General features: G+C 53.3%; 15 protein-coding genes. 6 read left to right on the top strand and 9 right to left on the bottom strand.

Features of this window, described 5'->3' with window-relative positions:
* The first annotated feature begins 194 nt into the window (after positions 1 to 194).
* From B4N58_RS08445 to B4N58_RS08430, 4 genes are all read left to right on the top strand, one after another.
* Positions 195 to 3,266 (top strand): ATP-binding protein, encoded by a 3,072-nt coding sequence (locus B4N58_RS08445; protein ID WP_291748114.1) that lies wholly within the window; start codon positions 195 to 197, stop codon positions 3,264 to 3,266.
* A gap of 80 nt (positions 3,267 to 3,346) precedes the next feature.
* On the top strand, positions 3,347 to 4,099 hold the full coding sequence (locus tag B4N58_RS08440) for a TerC family protein (protein WP_291748111.1): 753 nt from the start codon (positions 3,347 to 3,349) through the stop codon (positions 4,097 to 4,099).
* Positions 4,100 to 4,349: 250 nt separating this feature from the next.
* The gene (locus B4N58_RS08435) at positions 4,350 to 4,799 is read left to right on the top strand and encodes a histidine phosphatase family protein (RefSeq protein ID WP_291748109.1); all 450 of its coding nucleotides are present in this window, start codon (positions 4,350 to 4,352) and stop codon (positions 4,797 to 4,799) included.
* Positions 4,800 to 4,945: 146 nt separating this feature from the next.
* The gene (locus tag B4N58_RS08430) at positions 4,946 to 5,512 is read left to right on the top strand and encodes a fasciclin domain-containing protein (RefSeq protein ID WP_008248366.1); all 567 of its coding nucleotides are present in this window, start codon (positions 4,946 to 4,948) and stop codon (positions 5,510 to 5,512) included.
* 103 nt (positions 5,513 to 5,615) lie between these two features.
* On the opposite strand, the gene B4N58_RS08425 is transcribed toward B4N58_RS08430, so the two are convergent.
* Positions 5,616 to 6,491 (bottom strand): DMT family transporter, encoded by an 876-nt coding sequence (locus tag B4N58_RS08425; RefSeq protein WP_291748105.1) that lies wholly within the window; start codon positions 6,489 to 6,491, stop codon positions 5,616 to 5,618.
* Positions 6,492 to 6,565: 74 nt separating this feature from the next.
* On the opposite strand from B4N58_RS08425, the gene B4N58_RS08420 reads away from it, so the two are divergent.
* Both B4N58_RS08420 and B4N58_RS08415 read left to right on the top strand, forming a co-directional pair.
* Positions 6,566 to 11,551, top strand: a complete 4,986-nt coding sequence (locus tag B4N58_RS08420; RefSeq protein WP_291748102.1) for a PAS domain S-box protein — start codon at positions 6,566 to 6,568, stop codon at positions 11,549 to 11,551.
* 75 nt (positions 11,552 to 11,626) lie between these two features.
* The gene (locus B4N58_RS08415; protein ID WP_008248369.1) at positions 11,627 to 11,971 is read left to right on the top strand and encodes a PepSY domain-containing protein; all 345 of its coding nucleotides are present in this window, start codon (positions 11,627 to 11,629) and stop codon (positions 11,969 to 11,971) included.
* On the opposite strand, the gene B4N58_RS08410 is transcribed toward B4N58_RS08415, so the two are convergent.
* From B4N58_RS08410 to phnL, 8 genes are read right to left on the bottom strand one after another with little or no spacing between them, the layout of a single operon-like run.
* Positions 11,968 to 13,278 (bottom strand): sensor histidine kinase, encoded by a 1,311-nt coding sequence (locus tag B4N58_RS08410; RefSeq protein ID WP_291748097.1) that lies wholly within the window; start codon positions 13,276 to 13,278, stop codon positions 11,968 to 11,970. The two genes, B4N58_RS08415 and B4N58_RS08410, sit on opposite strands and share 4 nt — an antisense overlap.
* Positions 13,275 to 13,943, bottom strand: coding sequence for a response regulator transcription factor (locus tag B4N58_RS08405; RefSeq protein ID WP_291748094.1), 669 nt, complete (start codon positions 13,941 to 13,943; stop codon positions 13,275 to 13,277). The genes B4N58_RS08410 and B4N58_RS08405 overlap by 4 nt, the downstream gene beginning before the upstream one ends.
* A gap of 5 nt (positions 13,944 to 13,948) precedes the next feature.
* The gene (locus tag B4N58_RS08400) at positions 13,949 to 14,257 is read right to left on the bottom strand and encodes a PepSY domain-containing protein (protein WP_291748090.1); all 309 of its coding nucleotides are present in this window, start codon (positions 14,255 to 14,257) and stop codon (positions 13,949 to 13,951) included.
* 48 nt (positions 14,258 to 14,305) lie between these two features.
* The gene (locus tag B4N58_RS08395) at positions 14,306 to 15,154 is read right to left on the bottom strand and encodes an EamA family transporter (RefSeq protein ID WP_291748088.1); all 849 of its coding nucleotides are present in this window, start codon (positions 15,152 to 15,154) and stop codon (positions 14,306 to 14,308) included.
* Positions 15,151 to 15,918, bottom strand: a complete 768-nt coding sequence (gene phnP, locus B4N58_RS08390) for a phosphonate metabolism protein PhnP (RefSeq protein WP_291748085.1) — start codon at positions 15,916 to 15,918, stop codon at positions 15,151 to 15,153. Before phnP ends, B4N58_RS08395 begins: the two co-directional genes overlap by 4 nt.
* Entirely contained in the window at positions 15,909 to 16,475 is a 567-nt protein-coding gene (phnN, locus tag B4N58_RS08385; RefSeq protein ID WP_040512270.1) for a phosphonate metabolism protein/1,5-bisphosphokinase (PRPP-forming) PhnN, read from the bottom strand. The genes phnP and phnN overlap by 10 nt, the downstream gene beginning before the upstream one ends.
* Positions 16,468 to 17,667: an alpha-D-ribose 1-methylphosphonate 5-triphosphate diphosphatase gene (locus tag B4N58_RS08380; protein WP_291748081.1), complete on the bottom strand. Its 1,200-nt coding sequence runs from the start codon at positions 17,665 to 17,667 to the stop codon at positions 16,468 to 16,470. The genes phnN and B4N58_RS08380 overlap by 8 nt, the downstream gene beginning before the upstream one ends.
* Positions 17,664 to 18,374, bottom strand: coding sequence for a phosphonate C-P lyase system protein PhnL (phnL, locus tag B4N58_RS08375; protein ID WP_008248386.1), 711 nt, complete (start codon positions 18,372 to 18,374; stop codon positions 17,664 to 17,666). The genes B4N58_RS08380 and phnL overlap by 4 nt, the downstream gene beginning before the upstream one ends.
* Between the last annotated feature and the right edge of the window lie 2 nt (positions 18,375 to 18,376).

The raw sequence follows: 18,376 nt of genomic DNA, 5'->3' as shown, positions 1-18,376 counted from the left end.
CGATGATTCCAGTCACGATGAAACATTGAGGGCAATACTACCTTTGAATTGTTAATTACCGAGTCATCAGCACAATCCAGCTGAAATTGATTCAATCCCTTGATAAACCAGACTAATCGGGCTCGTTTAACGATTGAGCCGTGTCGCTGCCTGAGTTACAGTGAGCCATCCACCATTTCCACACATTCCCCTTCATGCTTAATTTCAATATTCGCTCAAGCTTTACCACCCGCTTGATCGTGGGTAGTTTGATTGCGCTGTTTTTGCTCTCCATTCCGGTGGCCATTACTGCGCACTGGATATTGCGCAACAACACCATCAATCAGGCCGGGGTGAATGCGATGGCACAAACCGAGCAAATTGCACAATCGGTGGACCGCCATTTGAAAGAGCACCTGCGAGACCTGGTCTACACCAGCCGTATTGAGCAGTCATTTGGAAATTACACGGCTGAAGAACAAACCAAGCTATTGCAGATTATGCGAGAGCATACGCCAGGCTATCTGTGGATTGGTGTGGCGGCCCCGGACGGCACTGTGCTGGCAGCACTGGATAACTTGTTGGTCGGAAAAAGCGTGGCTGCGCGCCCGTGGTTCAAGCAGGGGCTAATTGCACCCGCAATTATGGATGTGCACGAGGCCGCGTTGCTGGCTGCCTTGCTACCAGCCCGCGCTGAGGAAAAATACCAGTTCATTGACTTCACCACCCCGCTGAAAAACCAGCAGGATGAAATTATTGGTGTGATCGGCATTCATCTGGATTGGAAGTATTTCATTGCTGAAATAGAAAAAGATGTGTTTAACACCATCAACCCATCAGCCCCCACGGTGATTTTGGCGAAGGACGGCAGCCTGAGAATGGGCAACCGGCTGGATTTGGCCGACTTTCAGGACAGCACTGCCTGGACAGCCATGGCGGGTTTTCAGAAAGCAGTCACGGGCGAAAGTAGCTGGTCGATTGAAACTTTGAGCGATGGCGAAAGCTACCTGGTGGCCTTTGCCCCCAACAACAGCGCTGAGACCGATAGTTTGGGCTGGATTTCAGCCACGGTCACACCGCTGGATACTGTGGCCTCACCGATTTCGAAAGCATTGATCGGTGCCATTGTGGCCTTGATCATCGGCACCGTGGCCACCCTTTTGCTGGTGCTGGCACTGGGCAGAAGCCTGTCTGCCAAGGCCAGCGCCTACCTGGAACTGGTGCGCAAAAACGATCCCAAAGCGCTCGAAGCGTCCATGAAAGAGCTCCCCACGGAATTACAGCCGATCTCCAGGGATATTCTGGATTTGACTCGTGGACTGACGGAAAAAAGCCAATCGCTTGAACATGCGCTGAAGTCGGCCAAAGAAAGCTATTGGGTGGTTGAAGCGCTGATTGTGCAGGCCCCCATTCCAATTGCGATGTTTGACACCGAAATGAACTACGTGGCGGCCTCTTCGCGCTGGGTGCAAACTTTTGCAAACGGTCACAAGGGCAGTCTGGTGGGCAAAAACCACTACGATGTGGTGCCCAACCTGCATGAACGCTGGCGCCAGGCACACAGGGCTGGTTTGGCGGGTGAGAGTATCTCCGCCACATCTGATCCCTGGACCAGCCAGGACGGACACACCATTTGGCTGGACTGGGCGATAGAGCCTTGGCTGAAGCCCGACGGGCACCGGGGCGGCATTATTTTAATGTGCAAGGATGTGACCGAGGAACGGCTAATCCGGGACAGCTTGGCCGAGAGTGAAGAACGATTCAAGCTGGCCATGGAAGGCTCACACGATGGCCTGTGGGACTGGGAAATTACGACCCAGAAGGTGTATTTTTCACCGAGCTGGAAACGCCTGTTGGGCTATGAAGACCATGAACTGAGCAATGACTTTGGCACCTGGGAGCGACTGACCGCGCCCGATGACCTTGAATTGGCCAAGAAAGCACTGGCCGACGCTTTGGACAATCCGGAAAAGGACTCCTACGAAGCAGAATTCTGCATGGCTCACAAGAACGGCCATTGGGTGCAAATTTTGGCCAAAGCGCTGATTGTGCGGGATGAACACGGCAAGCCGACCCGAGTGGTGGGTACTCACCTGGACCGCACCGTGCAGCTTGAACTTGAAAGCAGACTGCGTGAGACAGCCATTGCAGCCAAGGCCGAGAAAGACTCCAATGCAGAAAAAAGCCGTTTTTTGGCCACTATGAGCCATGAAATCCGCACGCCTTTGAACGGCATCATGGGTTTTGCGCGTTTGCTTGAAATGGACTTGCCAGCCGGCGAACTGAAGGAGCAGGCCGGTTATCTGGTGCAGTCCTCCGAAACCCTCTCGGCGATTCTCAATGACATTCTTGACTTCTCGAAACTGGAGTCGGGCATGGTCAAGCTTGTAGATTCGCCATTCTTGATGGAGCAATTGCTCAAGGGCAGCACAGAATTGCCCCGCCTGACCTGCGAATCCAAAGGTGTGAAGTTTGAGCTGAACAACAAACTGGGCGAGCACCAAATTTTCTCAGGCGACATGGGCCGCTTGCGTCAAATCCTTCAAAATCTGCTATCTAATGCGATCAAGTTCACTTCTCACGGCAAAGTGAGTCTAACTGTTAGCAACACTCAAATTAGCCCGAATGAAGACCTGATCACTTTTGAAGTGGGTGACACGGGCCTCGGTATTCCGAAAGAGAAACAATCACTGCTGTTCAAGCCGTTCTCGCAGGTACACACCGACCGGGAAAACAGGTTTGGCGGCACTGGGCTTGGCTTGTCAATCGTAAAAAGCCTGGTCAATGCGATGGGCGGAGAAATTCAGCTGGAGTCAGAGCCAGGCCAAGGCACACAGGTGATGTTCTCGGTCACCCTGAAACGCGAGCATCAGCTGGACAGTCAGAGCCAAGAGAGAATCTTGCCGGTTAGGCCCTTGCGCGTGCTGGTGGCCGACGACACACCACTGAATATCAAGCTGATCCAGACCTTCTTGCAAAAAGACGCGCATGTGGTTGAGGTGGCCAGGGACGGAAAAGAAGCCTTGAACAAGGCGATGATTGAACCTTATGACTTTATTTTGCTGGACATCGACATGCCCAAGCTATCGGGCTATGAAGTGGCTGAAAAAATTCGCGCCACAACTGGCCCCAATCAGCAATGCGAAATTGCCGCATTGACAGGCTATGCTTTCGACAGTGATATTGAGCGGGCCGTAGCCGCGGGCTTTAACTATCATTTTGCCAAACCGATCCAGTTCAATTTGTTGTTAAATCGCTTGGCAATAAGCAGTCAGAATACGAAATGATCACCCACCATGCGAAATGTGGTGCAAAATAGCGGGCTGTTGAATTTGACTAAAAAACGGGGTGTTTTATGGAATTACTAATGGATCCAAACGTTTGGATCGCTTTTGCGATTTTGACGGCTTTGGAAATCGTGCTGGGTATCGACAACATTGTGTTCATTACCGTGTTGGTGTCGAAATTGCCCGCAGACATTCGCGACCGCGTGCGTCAGTTCGGTTTGATGTTCGCAATGGCGACTCGTGTGGGTCTGCTGTTCTCCCTGTCCTGGATCATTGGTTTGACCGAACCCTTGTTTACCGTCATGGAAAAAGCAATCACCGGGCGAGACTTGGTGCTCTTCTTCGGGGGCCTGTTCCTGTTATGGAAGGCCTCGAAGGAAATTTACCTGGAAGTGGAAGCGCCACACCAGGTTGAAGAAGAGCTGGAGGCCGGTGCGGCCATTCAGAAAACCGGTGCCAAACTGTTTTGGTACTCCATCATCCAGATCGGTATTCTGGACATTGTGTTCAGCTTGGACTCCGTGATTACTGCGGTGGGTATGGCCGACGATATCGAGGTGATGATTGCTGCAGTGATGGTGGCCGTGGGCGTGATGATGCTGTTTGCCAAATCAATTGGCGAATTCGTTGAAGCACACACCTCTGTGAAAGTATTGGCGCTGGCCTTCCTGATGATGGTGGGTATGCTGCTGATCGCCGAGAGCTTCGGCCAACACGTGCCCAAGGCTTACCTGTACAGCGCAATGGGCTTCTCGCTGCTGGTTGAGTTGTTGAACCTGCGTTCGAAAGCCAAGCGTGAAAAACTGAAAGCGATGGCGCAGGCTGAAGCATAAGTAGCCGTACAAGCAGTCAATTCGGGCTACCCAGTGAATGGATAACCCAAACAAAAAAGCCAGTGTAAACTGGCTTTTTTGTTTTAAGGACTGAACAACCAGTCCACTTGGGTCAATCCCAGAGGGTGAATTCATGCAGCATCGAATTGCTCAATTTCTTGTTTTAATCCCACTCGTTCTGTTCTCAACCTCGGGGCATAGCCAAGCCGAGGTTTGGGACCTTTGGAAACAGCCTGGGGTTCATGCGATTATGCGCCACGCCAGTGCACCCGGTTTTGGTGACCCTGAAGGTTTTACCCTGGGCAACTGCAAAACCCAACGCAATTTAAGTGCAGCAGGGCGGGAAGAAGCCAGGGCACTGGGTAAAGCCATTCGAAGCCAGGGAGTCCAGTTGACCGCGATTTTCTCCAGCCAATGGTGCAGGTGCCTGGACACCGCGCAAGAGTTGAATCTGGGCAAGGTACAAGCACTTCCTGCCTTGAATTCGTTTTTCCAGGGGCGGGGCAGCAGCGCGGATCAAACCACCGCGTTGAAAGAACACCTTGCCACACTGCAACCTGGCGACAAAGTGCTGTATGTTACTCACCAAGTGAACACCACTGCCCTGACCGGTGTTTATCCTGACTCCGGTGAAGTGGTGCTGTTCCGGTCCAGCACCACAGGCGAAATAACGGTGATTGGCCGGCTACAAAGCCCTTGACTACGTCTTGCAAACCTTAACAAAACTTAACCCGTGGAGGCTGAACTTCGCGGGCACAACTGCCTCGAACAGTTAACGATTTCGGTTCAACAGCCGGGACGTTTGGAAAATCTTGTAGCTTGAAATTCCAACTGGAGGTAGTAAACATGTTGAAATCAAAACTCACGACAGCAAGCCTGATTGGTTCTATTGCAGTTTCAGCAGCCGCTTTTAGCCTGCCTGCCCATGCCGAAATCATGGTGGGTGGCGCGCCCATGCTGCCCAGCAAAGACATTGTCGACAACGCTGTCAATTCAAAAGACCACACCACCTTGGTAACTGCCGTGCAAGCAGCTGGTTTGGTCGATACCTTGAAAGGCAAAGGCCCATTCACTGTATTTGCACCCACCAATGACGCGTTTGCAGAACTGCCCAGCGGTACCGTGGATACTCTTCTGAAACCAGAAAATAAGTCGGCCCTGCAGGGTGTGCTGACCTACCACGTGGTGCCCGGCAAAATCACAGCGGCCGATTTGAGCAACAAGATTGTTCAGGCTGGCGGCATGGCCACCTTGAAAACAGCATCGGGTGCCTCGCTGGGCGCAAAACTGCAAGGCGACAAGGTGGTGCTGGTTGACGAAAAAGGCGGTACGGCCGAGGTAACCATTGCGAACGTCACCCAATCCAACGGCGTGATTCACGTGGTGGACAGCGTGTTGCTGCCCAACTCCTGATTCCAGTTTTCCCCTGACGGGCGCTCAGCAAGCCTGTCGTCATCTCCGACCTTAAAATTGCTGTTTTGGCGAGCCCATGCGGTTCGCCTTTTTTTGTGGTTTTTTAGCGGGCCCGGGTCACCAACACAATCCCCAAAACCACGGGAACAATGCCGATGAAATCGATCCAGTTCAAAGGCTCATCCAGCAGCCATGCGCCTGCCAGCAAACCCAACGGGGGTGTTAAGAAAAACCACACGCTGGCGGCACTGGCACTGCCGCGCTCCAGCAGGTTAAACCACAGCTGATAACCGGTAATGGACACCACCAACACCAGCCAGGCAAATGCACCTGCGAATGATGGCGTCCAGGCGATTGCAGACCAGTCCTCCATGAATAGCGCCACAGGCAACAGCAACAGACCACTGAGAATGATCTGAAAACCGGTTCCGGTGACGATGTCGGTGCGCACGGGCCATTTTTTATACAGCACGGTACCGAAAGCCAGGGTTAACAAAGCCGCCAATACCAGCAAGAAACCCTCAAGGGTGTCTGTAGTAGAGCCGATTCGGTTGCGAACAATAAAGGCCACACCCAAAAAACCCAGAGCCAGACCCAGCACCTTTTGGCGGGTGAGGGGTTCGCGCAACAAAAACGAAGACAACACGGCAACCACAATAGGGTTTGCACTAATAAGAATGGTGGACAAACCCGAGGACAGGCTGCCCATGCCGGTCCAACTCAGACCCAGATAAAGCGCATGATTCAACAAACCCAAGGCACTCAACACGCCCAACTCTTGCAGGGTTAACTTGCGAAGTGTTCCCCGCCAGTGTGCCCAGGCCAGCATCAAAGCCCCGGCCACCAAAAAACGCAAGGTTAAAAAGAGCAGTGGCGGGCTGTCGATCAAACCAATTTTTGCAGCGGGAAAGGCGCTGGTCCAGATCAGGACGAATGGAAACGCCAATGAAGCGTTTCTCAAAAGAGGGTATTGATTCATTCAAGGAAATCCAGTAATTGTGAGACATTGTAATCAGCGAATCTGCTAAACCTAGCCGACGACCGGAGTTTTAGATGCTCGAGCAGTTCCGAATAATCGTCGTGGATGATGAAAAACCCCAACTTGAAGCGCTGTGCTCGCTGCTGCAGGACGCGGGATTTGAAGTCAAAGGGTTTTCTGAACCAGCCCCCGCCCTGAAGCACCTGAAAAGCCAAAGCTTTGACGTGCTGCTCACCGATCTACGCCTTCCCGGCATGGACGGCATTGAGCTGGTGCAGCGTGCGCGCCAAATCGATCCTGATTTGAGTGCAGTGCTGATGACCGGCCACGGCAGCATTAAAACGGCTGTAGACGCCATGAAACTTGGGGTGCTGGATTACATCCTGAAACCTTTCAAGGTCAGCGAGTTGATGCCGGTGGTGAACCGTGCCATTGAGGTGCGCAAACTAAAACTTCAGAACACGCAGTTGATTCGCGATCTTTCCAGCAGCAATTCACGCTTGCTGGAGATGAACCATGAACTGGACCACTTTGCCGGGCGTGTTGCTCACGACCTGAATTCACTTTGTCACATTATTCAGGGATTTGCGGGCAGCCTGACGCGTCGGGCTCAAAGCAAGCTTGACGAACAGGAGCAACGCTACCTGCTGCGTATCAACGAGGCCAGCGCACGCGGTGGTCAGTTGGTGTCTGATCTTCTGGCTTTTGCGCGACTAGGCTCGGGCGAGTTGAAGTTCAACCAAGTGGTGTTGAACGAGGTAGTGGAAAAAGCACGGGCGTTGGTTGAATCGACCGAAGGTTTGAGACAGGCCGACTGGAGTATTGCCAAACTGCCCGACATTGAAGGCGATGAATCGCTGCTGGAGCAGGTGTTTGTCAACCTGTTTTCAAATGCCCTGAAATTCAGCCAGATCCGCGAACTTCCAGCCATTGTGGTTGAAGCCAATATTCTGAATGACGCTGTTGAAATCAAGGTGATTGACAACGGCGCAGGTTTTGACCCTGACCGGGCCGACGGTCTTTTCAAGCCCTTTCACCGCCTGCACAATGCCCATGATTTTGAAGGGCACGGCATGGGTCTGGCCAATGTCAAACGAATCATTGAACGGCATGGCGGCCACATCAGTGCCGTGTCCGCACCCGACAAGGGCGCCGTGTTTACACTGACCCTGCCAATACTCCGCAGCAACACCAACCCGCACGTGGCCATTGCTGTGGCGGAAACACCAAGCCTGGAGTTGGCCAACACAACTGACGAAAAAATTGACCCGCAACGCTCGGAATTGTTGGGGGCCTGCATAGAACGGCTCAATGACATCGTGATGATTACCGAGGCCACGCCAATTGATGCACCAGGCCCTCGCATTGTGTATGTGAACTCTGCCTTTGAAAAAGTAACGGGCTACCACCGCGATGAAGTGGTTGGCAAAAGCCCGCGCTTGTTACAAGGCCCCGAGACCGACAAAGCCGAGCTGGAAAAAGTTCGAGCTGCCCTGCTCAAGAAAGAATCGGTGCATGTTGAACTGATCAATTATGGCAAAAGTGGCAAGCCCCACTGGCTTGAAATGGACATTGTGCCGGTGGTGAGCTCGAACGGCGAGGTGCCCTACTTTGCATCGATTCAACGCGATGTGACCGAGCGTCGCCGAGCGGAAGACAAACTGAAACGCAACGAAGCGCTGCAGCGCATTGGCGGTCGCCTGGCCAAACTGGGTGCGTGGGCCATTGAATTGGGGCCGGTGCCCCGGCTTTACTGGTCAGAAGAAGTATTCGATATTCTTGAAATTGCCAAAGGCCAACTGCCCACAAGTTATGACGATGCCCTGCGCCATTACCACGGCAAGTGGAAGAAAATTGTAGAGGCTGCGCTGGCCCGCTGCTCAACAGAAGGACTTCCATTTGCGCTGGAGCCTGAAATGCGCTCGGCCAGTGGTCGACGAATTTGGGCGCGTGTGGTGGGCGAGGCTGTGCGCAACGAGAAAGGTGAGATTGTTCGGGTACAGGGTGCCTTTCAGGACATCACCGATTCCAAGCTCGCGGTACTGACCTTGATGCACATGAACCGCTTGCTGGAAGCCCAGCACCGCGTGAACGAAATTACGACCACCCTGGACAAGCCCGAGAAATTGCTTCAAGAAGTGTGCAGCGTGTTTTGCTCGCTCGGTGGACTGCCCTTGGCTTGGGTGTGCGAATTTGGCAAGGATTTAAGCGATCTGAAAGTGACTGCCGCCGACGGATCTCAGCAAGAGTTTGTTTCGCAAATCATGAAGACCACCACCTTGCCCCGCGATCATGAATTGGTGGATCGCCTGCGTGCCGGAAAAATGCACATTTGCCAAAACGTGGCCGAAGAACCGCAAGCGAGAATGTGGCACAAACAGGCCATTGAAGAAGGACTTGAGTCATTTGCCATACTGCCCATTCATGCGCAGGGCAGACTGCGGGCGAGCTTGGTGTTGTTTGGAGCAGGCGTTCATTTTTTCACCAACGAAGTGCGCCAGTTGCTGAAAACTGTGGCCAAGAATTTGTCTTTCGCCTTCGAGAATCTGTTGTTTGCCGAGGAACGAGGCCGCAACGCCGAGCGACTGAAGTTGCTTGAAACCTGTGTGGAACGCCTCAACGACATTGTGCTGATTACAGAGGCCGAGCCTGTGGATGGCGACGGTCCTAAAATTCTCTATGTGAATGATGCTTTCGTCAGACGCACTGGATACTCAAGAGAAGAAGCAATCGGGAAAACACCCCGAATTTTGCAAGGAGAACTCACGCAGCGCGATGCATTGAACCGCATACACAGTGCCTTAAAGGACTGGAAACCAGTTCGTGAAGAACTGATTAACTACACCAAGAGTGGCGAAATGTTTTGGCTGGAATTGGAGATTGTTCCGGTTGCAGACGAAACTGGCTGGTACACCCACTGGGTTGCAATTGAACGTGACATCACGGAAAGAAAACAAGCTGAAGCAGCACTGAAAGAAGGATCTGAACGGTTCCGGTTGTTGGCCAGTGCATCCAGAGATTGCATCTGGGACTGGAATCTGGTCACGGACGAGATTTGGTGGAATGAAGGGTTTGAAAATCTGTTTGGCTTTGACCGAAGCAAAGTTGAACCCAGCAATGACTCGTGGATTAACCGAATTCATCCGGATGATCGGGAACGCGCTGTAAAAAGTATTTTTACCGCAATTAATTCAAGTGTTGAGAGCTGGCAAGATGAATATCGTTTCGCACATGCGAATGGGAATTGGCTGGACGTCATGGATCGAGGTTATGTGATCAGGGACGAACAGGGCAAAGGCATACGCATGATTGGCGGAATGACCGATATGACCCATATTCGACAGGCTGAGCGACGAAGCAATGCCCAGCTGACTCGAATGAGTTTGCTCAATGAAATTACGCGAGCCATAGGCAACCGCCACGATCTGGACAGTATTTACCAGGTGGTCACCAACAGCATTGAAAAAGAATTGCCCGCCGATTTTTGTCTGACTGCGTCGTACTCCCGACAGGACGGCACCATCGCATTCCGCTCACTGGGAAATGTCACTGAGGTTTCTGCAAATCGAATCGGGTTTTTCCTGCACGAGTCGATTCCCGCCAGAGGAGTTCATCTGGAACGAGCATTGTTGGGCGAGTTTGTGTACCAGCCGGACTTGGGTGGCAGCATGTGCCTGACCGGCGAAGGTATGCATGAGCTTGCAGGGCTGGACAGCATGGTGATTGCACCGCTGATGCATGAAAACAAGGTGCTGGGCATTATTACCACAGCGCGCAAAGGGCTGGACGCATTCTCGCCCGACGAACTTGAGTTTCTGCGCCAGCTTGCCGAACACGTGGCCTTGGCATTGGCACAAACCGCCTTGCTTCAGGAGTTGCAGGAAGCCTACTTGAACTTGCAGCGTACGCAACAACTGGTGTTGCAGCAAGAACGACTGCGCGCATTGGCAGAGATGGCGGGTGGCATTGCACACGACATCAACAATGCGATTTCGCCCGTGGCTTTGTACACGGATGCCTTGTTGGGTTCAGAAGTGAATTTGAGCGAACGGGGCCGCAAGCAATTGCAAACCATTCAACTGGCCATTGATGACGTGGCCCGAACTGTAGACCGCATGGGGCAATTTTCCCGACGGCAAGAGGAAGGCGTAGAACTGACACGCGTGAACCTGACCCAGGTGTGTGAACAGGCCATGGAACTGACCAAGGCGCGATGGCATGACATCCCCTTGCGCAACGGTATTTCAATTGATTTTAAGCTGTCGTTCGGCGAGAACGTACCGGACATTGATGCCTCGGAACCCGAGTTGCGAGAAGCGCTCACCAATCTGATTTTCAATGCTGTGGATGCCATGCCCAAAGGAGGTGCCATTACTCTGTCGACCCGGCTGGAAAAAAACAGCGATCATGACCAGGTGGTGATTGAAATACGCGACACCGGCGTAGGCATGAACGAAGAAACGTTAAAGCGATGCCTGGAGCCCTTCTACACCACCAAAGGCGAACGCGGCACAGGCCTTGGGCTGGCCATGGTATACGGCATTGTTAAGCGGATGCGCGGGCAAATAGAAATTGACAGCGAAGAAAATCGCGGTAGCACAGTGCGAATTTTGCTACCCACCGGGTGTCGACAACACAAGGTGCAACCACCTGAGAATCAAGACAAGGAGTTTAGTAATTCGTTTCATGTTTTACTGATTGATGACGACACCAAAGTGCTGGGTGCACTACGCGACGGTTTAAGTGCCAGTGGCCACCGCATTCAAATTGCCAGTTCAGGGCCACACGGTATCGAGCTGTTTACCAAAGCGATTGCAGAGAGTAACCCGTTTGATGCCGTGATTACTGATTTGGGCATGCCAGGCATGGATGGTCGCCAGGTGGCCGAGGCCTTGAAAAATATCAACAAGCAATGCCCTGTCACCTTGCTGACCGGTTGGGGAAAGCAACTGGATGCGCAAACGGCAGTGATACCCCATATTGATGCAGTGTTGGCCAAGCCACCCAAAATTTCTGAAATCCAGGCTTTGCTGCGCAGTCAAATTAAACCAAACAACTAGGCGCTGAATTTTCAGCTTCAATTCATCTCGCTTTTCTACACTGGGAACACATTGAACCCACACTGGAGAAACAAGATGATTCGACGCCCTACCCCCACACTGTCCGCCCTGGCTGTTGCCTTGCTGATTGCAACATTCATCGCTTTGCCCAAAGCCTCCCATGCTGGCGATGATCACCAGGACATGACTCGGGACACTGAAATTGTGAAAGCCTTTGGTTTGATCAATGCAGAGCAGGCCCGCGAAATTGCACTGAAAGAAGCCCCTGGCGTTGTGACTGAACTTGAACTGGACGACCGCGACTATGCCAAAGGCTGGAAGTGGGAAGTGGAAGTTGTGAATGCCGATGGCCGCGAGGTTGAAGTGGACCTGGATGCGAAAACCGGCAAGGTGTTGAAGGTTGACAAAGACTGGTTTTAAATCAAAGTGCCCGGCTTGAAGGTGATACGCACCACAAGCCCGGGCGAGTTGTTGGCAAATTCGAGCGCTGCGCCATAGGTACCTGCAATGTCTTGTGCAATCGCCAAACCCAAACCACTGCCCGGTGTGTTTTCATCTGCACGAAAACCGCGCTGCGTGATTTCGGCCAACATGCCGGGGGGGCAACCCGGGCCGTCATCGCTGATTTCGACGGTGGTGCCCTGAAGTGAAATAAACACCTGCGTATTGGCCCATTTCGATGCATTGTCAATTAAATTACCGAACAGTTCGAACAGGTCTTCGCGATCACCAAGCAGGGTGGCGCCATGGGGTACTTGAACGACAAAGTTTAGTGCCTTGTCACGATAAAGCGCTTTGCAACTGCCCACCAAAGCATTCAGTATTTCAAGCAAGTCAACTCGCTGGCCTGGTCGCAAATCACCCACCACCCGCACGCGGGCAGTTTCGCGATCAATCAGACGAGCCACTTCAACAGTCAGGGTTTGAACTTCTTGAACAAAGTGCTTGCGGTCTGATTCATCGCTGAGTTGCGACAGGCGGGCGAGCCGGGTTTTCAAGGCGTGGGCCAAATTGCCCATGCCCTCGCGGGAACGTTTCAAACGTTGATCGATCGCGGTGAGCAAACGGTTCAGTTCAACAACCAAGGGTTTGATTTCATCGGGTCCCTGAAATTCGAGCTGCGTGATTTCACCTTGTTGCAAACGGGCCAATGCAGCTTGCACCCCACTGAGCGGTTTTAAAGTGTTGATCACAATCCAGCGTTGAATCAATACCAACGCCAATAAAAAGAGGGCCGAGAAACCAGCGTTGGCCAGTTGGTATTGCGCAAGGTTGTTGCGCAACGGTGTAATGTCGCGCGCCATGGCAATCGTGAATTGTTGATTGTCTTTTTCATAGTTGCGGGCATGAACCAAGAGGTATTGACTATCAGGCCCTGGCTGGCGGGTGGTGAATACTTCTGAACCACTGGGTGTTGGCACACTGAAATCAGCATCCCAAAGCGAACGTGAATAGCGAACATCCGCCTGGTGTTGCAGGGCAAAGTAAGTACCTGAATAAGGCTGTTGATAGGCGGGTACCAAACCGCTGGTGCTCAACGCCAGGGCACCAGTGGCATCAAACTCAACACCGGCCAACAAGGCTTCGCTGTCTTGCTGCAACTGGTCGAGCAATTGTTTTTCCAGCAGGTTTTCAATGGCCCTTGATGAAAGCCACCACTGCGCCAGCAACAACACCATGAGGCTGACAATCAAACCAAACGACAAACGGTTGCGCAGTGAATTCATGGTGCGGGCTCGCCAAACACATAGCCTTGCCCTTTGCGGGTTTGTATCCACTGCGCGCCGATTTTCTTGCGCAGGCGATTCACATACACCTCCATCACATTGCTGTCTTTGTCGGCGTCGTATTCATACACATGCTCGGTCAACCTTGTTTTGCTCAAGGGCTGCCCGGGGTGCAACATGAAATAGCGCAGCAAGCGGAATTCTGTGCCGGTGAGTTGTTGGGGTTCTTCATTGTCGACCTTCACGGTTTGCAGTGTTTCGTCGAGCAGCAGTCCTTTGGCCTTGAGTGACTCGGGTGCAGTGCCCACGGCGCGTTTCAGAACGGCACCAATGCGGGCCAGCAGTTCTTCGGTTTGAAAGGGCTTGGGTACATAGTCGTCGGCGCCGGCATTAAAACCTTCCACTTTTTCCTGCCAGGTGCCCCGTGCGGTCAGCACGATGACTGGCAACTTCAGGCCTTGTGCACGCCAGCCTTTCAACACATCCAAACCTGATTTTCCTGGCAGGCCCAGGTCGAGCACCACCAAATCATAAGGTTCGATGCAGCCTTGCGCCTCGGCCTCGGTGCCATTTTGCACCCAGTCGGCGGCGTACCCAGCCTTGCCCAGTTGTTTGTGCAACTGGGCGCCCAATACCGGGTCATCTTCTACCAACAGCAATCGCATGGCGCTTAATCGTCCTGTTCCAGTTGCAGAAGTTCACCCGTGCGGGCATCGAACTCCATTTCCCACACCTTGCCACTGCTTTCAAGCAATTCTATTTCATAGAGGTAACGTCCATCGTCTTTGTCGAGATCGACATCGACGATGCGCCCTGGCTTGACCTTGCGTGCCCGATCAAAAATTTGCTCAAGCGAGAGAATTTCGCCACTGCGCTGCAGTTGGCGAATACGTTTGTCGTCATCTGCATGCGCAAAGGGCGATAGCGCCGAGGCAGAGCAGAGCAGAACAAGCAGAAAAGTGAGGGCACGGGCTTTCATGATGAAAGTAATGTACCCGATTCACCTGAATTGAAACTTAAAAAGTGCCTAGAAACGCAACACCACCAAACCACCGACAATAGTTGCCGCAGCGGCCAAACGCATTTTCCAGTGTGCATTTTCCTTGAACAGGAAGATGGACGCCAAAGTGGCCAACACGATGCCCGCATTGGTGAAGGCCACCACCACAGCAGCAGGCATGCTGCGCATGGCCGCGATGACCAACACATAAGCCAGGCCCACACACAGGCCACCCACTGCAATCACCCACAGGGGAGGACGCTCCGCAGGAACCCAACGACCTGTGCTGTGTTTCAGTTCAAGGGTAAGCACCAACCATGCAGCAAAATAGCCAAACGACACAAAGCCCAAAAGCCCTGCAAAGCTGTCGATGTGTGCCGTGGCGAACTTGTCGCTGAGCGAATACACGCTGGTGCAGAGCATGGCGAGAAAGGCCCAAGGCAATGCAGATTTGTTGGCACTGCCGCGCCCGGTGTCGGCGAGCAAGGCCAAACCCAAAACACTGATGGCAATGCCCACCCAGGCGGCCATGCTGAGTTGCTGATCAAACAGCCACAAGCCCCACAAGGCAATTAGCAAGGGCGAGCTGCGCACCAAGGGATACACCAAAGCGACAGGCGCATGGTCGTAGGCCTTTTTCAAACCCAGAAAGTACAAGGCGTTGGCTGAGGCTGAGGTGGCGGCGAGGGCAAGAAATTCAGGCGTGAAACGGGTGTGCTGAAACAGCGTGTAAAGCCCCCACGGAGCAAGAAGCACCAAGTGACCGATTAACACCCACCACAGCACATAACGCGCTTTGGGCTGCTGGCGGGCCATGAGGTTCCACACCACATGCATGCACACCGAAAGGCCAATGAACAGGGCGGCCTGGGTCATTGAAGTTCGATGATGGCATTGTCGCAGGCCACCTGCACCCCTTGCGGCAACACCGGGTTATTCAACATTTGCCAGGTGTCGCTGCGGTGATTCAGGTGGGTTAGCCACGCACGTACCGGTTTGATTTGTTCAATCAAGGTCAGCGCCTGATTCCAGTCGTTGTGATTGCCGCCAGGCGCACTGGCGTTGTTGCTGGGCGGGTCGGTGGCATCAATCGCCAAACCTTGCGGTTTGCTCTGTTGAAGCAATTCCAGTGTTTTGGGTGGCAGGCCCACTGTATCGGTAAGGTATGCAAAGCGAACACCCTGGCGATTTTCGATCAAGTAACCGAAAGTGACTTTGGAATGAATCAAGGGCAAAGGTGTGAAAGTCAAAGACCCGATTAGAAAAGGCTTGAACTTGGTTTGAGGTTTGAACTCGAGAATGCCCGGATGCTTGAACAGATCAGCACATCCTTCAGAGTCGGGTGGACAGTACACAGGCACCTGACCCGACACACCCCAACGCAGGTGAAACAAACCCTGCACGTGATCGGGATGAAAGTGGGTGAGTACGATTGCGCTGTAGCTGCCCAGTGGAAAACGATCGTGCAGATTCATTAAACCGGCATCGAGTACCACGCGTGTGTCTTCATCTTCGATCAGGGCAGAACAGGGCCTGCGCACAAACACACGGTTGTTTTCGGCACGCTCGCAGGCTGCGCAGTTACAACCGTAACGCGGCACACCACCGGCTGCGCCGGTTCCCAGATAAGTTATTCGCACAAGGTCACCTTGCTGTGTTGTTCGATCAAATTGACCAATGCTGCGCCTGCATCTTCAAGTGATCCATTGTTGGACACAGTGATGCCCGCCGGGTGGCTAAGCTGCAGAATCATGTTGCGGCTGATTCGCGCATCAATCTCGGCTTCAGATTCGCGAGCGCGTTGCATCAAACGCGCTTTCAAAACATCATGCGCCACCTCGATGGTGACCGGCAACAGTTCGGGGTAGTTCTGCATGGCCTGGGGCAGGTATTCACGTGAACCATTCACCACCACGGTGATGCCCTTGCTCAGCCATTGATTGATTTCAGCGCCAATGCCGTAGCTGTTGCCATGGCTGTGCCAATACATGGCAAACAAGCCTGCCTGAATGCGGGCATTGAATTCAGCCTGCGACAGGGCAATGTGATTTTCACCCCCTGAATTGGCTGGCCGCGTGATGTAGCGGTGCGCAAACTGCACCATGGGCTGCCCGGCAAGCTGCGCACGGGCATGGGCCATGATGGAATCTTTCCCGCTGCCGCTGGGCCCCACCACATAAAGCAGGCGGTTAGACAAGCGAATGCTCCGCACTGGGTACTGGGTTGACTACGGGGTGCAGGTTGGCGAACTGTGCGCTGAATACGGGTTTGCCGGCCACCCACACGCGTTCCACTTGCGGCAAGTTGTCGGGGTGGGCCACTGCAATCAAATCGGCCCGCTTGCCCACAGCAATTTGCCCACGGTCATTCAGGCCTGCCGCGCGCGCGGGGTTCAATGTAACCAATGCCACGGCTTCGCTGATTGAAATACCCGCCAGTGCAGGCAAGGCCAAAGCCGCTGGCAGCAAGGCTGCAGGTGAGTAATCGCCACACAAACAATCGGCCACCTTGTTGATGACTGCATCGAGTGCGCGCATGGAACCCGATTGCGATTTGCCGCGCAGAATATTGGGTGCACCAAACAAAGTGGCCAAGCCTTTGGCTTTCGCAGCCTGCGCAGTTTCCAGATTGATTGGAAATTCGGAAATAACCGCACCCAGGCTGTGAACAATGCTGACCTTCTCAGGGCTGTCGTCGTCGTGGCTGGCAATGGAAACACCGTGGGCTTTTGCCACACTGGCCAATGCTTCCATGCGGGCCGTTGCACCCTGTGCTGCTTTCAATTTTTGTTGCAGTATGGCGTCGAATTCTTCATCGCTTTTTTTGTAGGTTTTGCCCAGGTAATTGCGATAGGCCTCCACGCTTTTGAACTGACCCTGACCAGGTGTATGGTCCATGAAAGAAATCAAATGTGCATCGCCATGCACCAGCAAATCGGTGAGCACTGGCACCGCAGTTTCGTCGGTGACTTCATAACGGGCGTGCACGCGATTGTCGACCAAGGCATACTTTTGCCAGGCATGCACGGCGCGGGCCAGTTCGGCTGCGAAGGTGTTGTTGCGCACCCCCAGCTCGTGATTGGCAAATGACAGGGAATGGTAAATGGTGGTGACACCCGCTGCAGCATTGCGCTTGTCGGCCTGTGCACAGGCAAAATTCACTGGAAAGTGCACACCCGGTCGTGGCTCCACTTCTTTTTCAAGTGCGTCGCAGTGCAAATCGACCAGACCAGGCATCAGCATGGCGCCCTTCAGGTCAATGGTTTGTGCGCCGCTTGTTGAATCAGGATCCAGGGCAGTAATCACCCCGTTTTCGATCAACACGGCCATGTTGTTGAATACACCGTGTGGCAGCACCACGCGGGCGTTGATTAAAAGTTGCTTGTTCATGCGTGTAACTCCAGTGTGTGTTTGGCCATGGCCAGTTCAACCACGTTGTCGGCCAGGCGTTCAACCAGTGCCGGGTGGTGAAAAATTGCCAACATGGCCACGCCTTGTTGTTTAATGCTGTTCAGTAAATCGACCACACGGTCGGTGGTGTCGGGGTCCAGGCTGGCCGTGGGCTCATCCAGCAACAACAAGCGTGGCTTGGCAATCAAACCACGGGCCAGGTTGACGCGCTGTTTTTCTCCACCCGAAAACGTGGCCGGTGGTACGTTCCACAGCCTTTCCGGCACATTCAGTGTGCTGAGTAATTCGCATGCCTTGTTGCGTGCACTGCTCGCGCTTTCGCCCTGCCGCACCAGTGGTGCTGCCACAATGTCAACAGCAGCCTTGCGCGGCAGGCAGTGCAGAAACTGGGTGACAAAACCAATGTCACGTTCGCGAAGCTGAAGCATTTCACTTTCGCTGGCACCGCTTAAATCAATGGTGCTTCCATCTTCTTGCGTAAAAAGCATGCTGCCGCTGCTGGGCAAATAGGTGCGATAAACACACTTCAACACCGACGACTTGCCGGCGCCTGTGGGGCCCACCAAGGCGGTCAACTGCCCTGGCGTTGCGCTTAAATTCACCTGGCTGCACGAGGGTATTCGCGTACCCTGTTCATGCAAGGTGAAGTGCTTGCTGAGGTTTTGAATGTCAAGAATCGGATTCATGT

This window comes from Limnobacter sp. UBA3528 (assembly GCF_002377005.1).
GTDB lineage: Bacteria > Pseudomonadota > Gammaproteobacteria > Burkholderiales > Burkholderiaceae_B > Limnobacter.
This window is presented reverse-complemented; position numbering and strand designations above follow the sequence as displayed.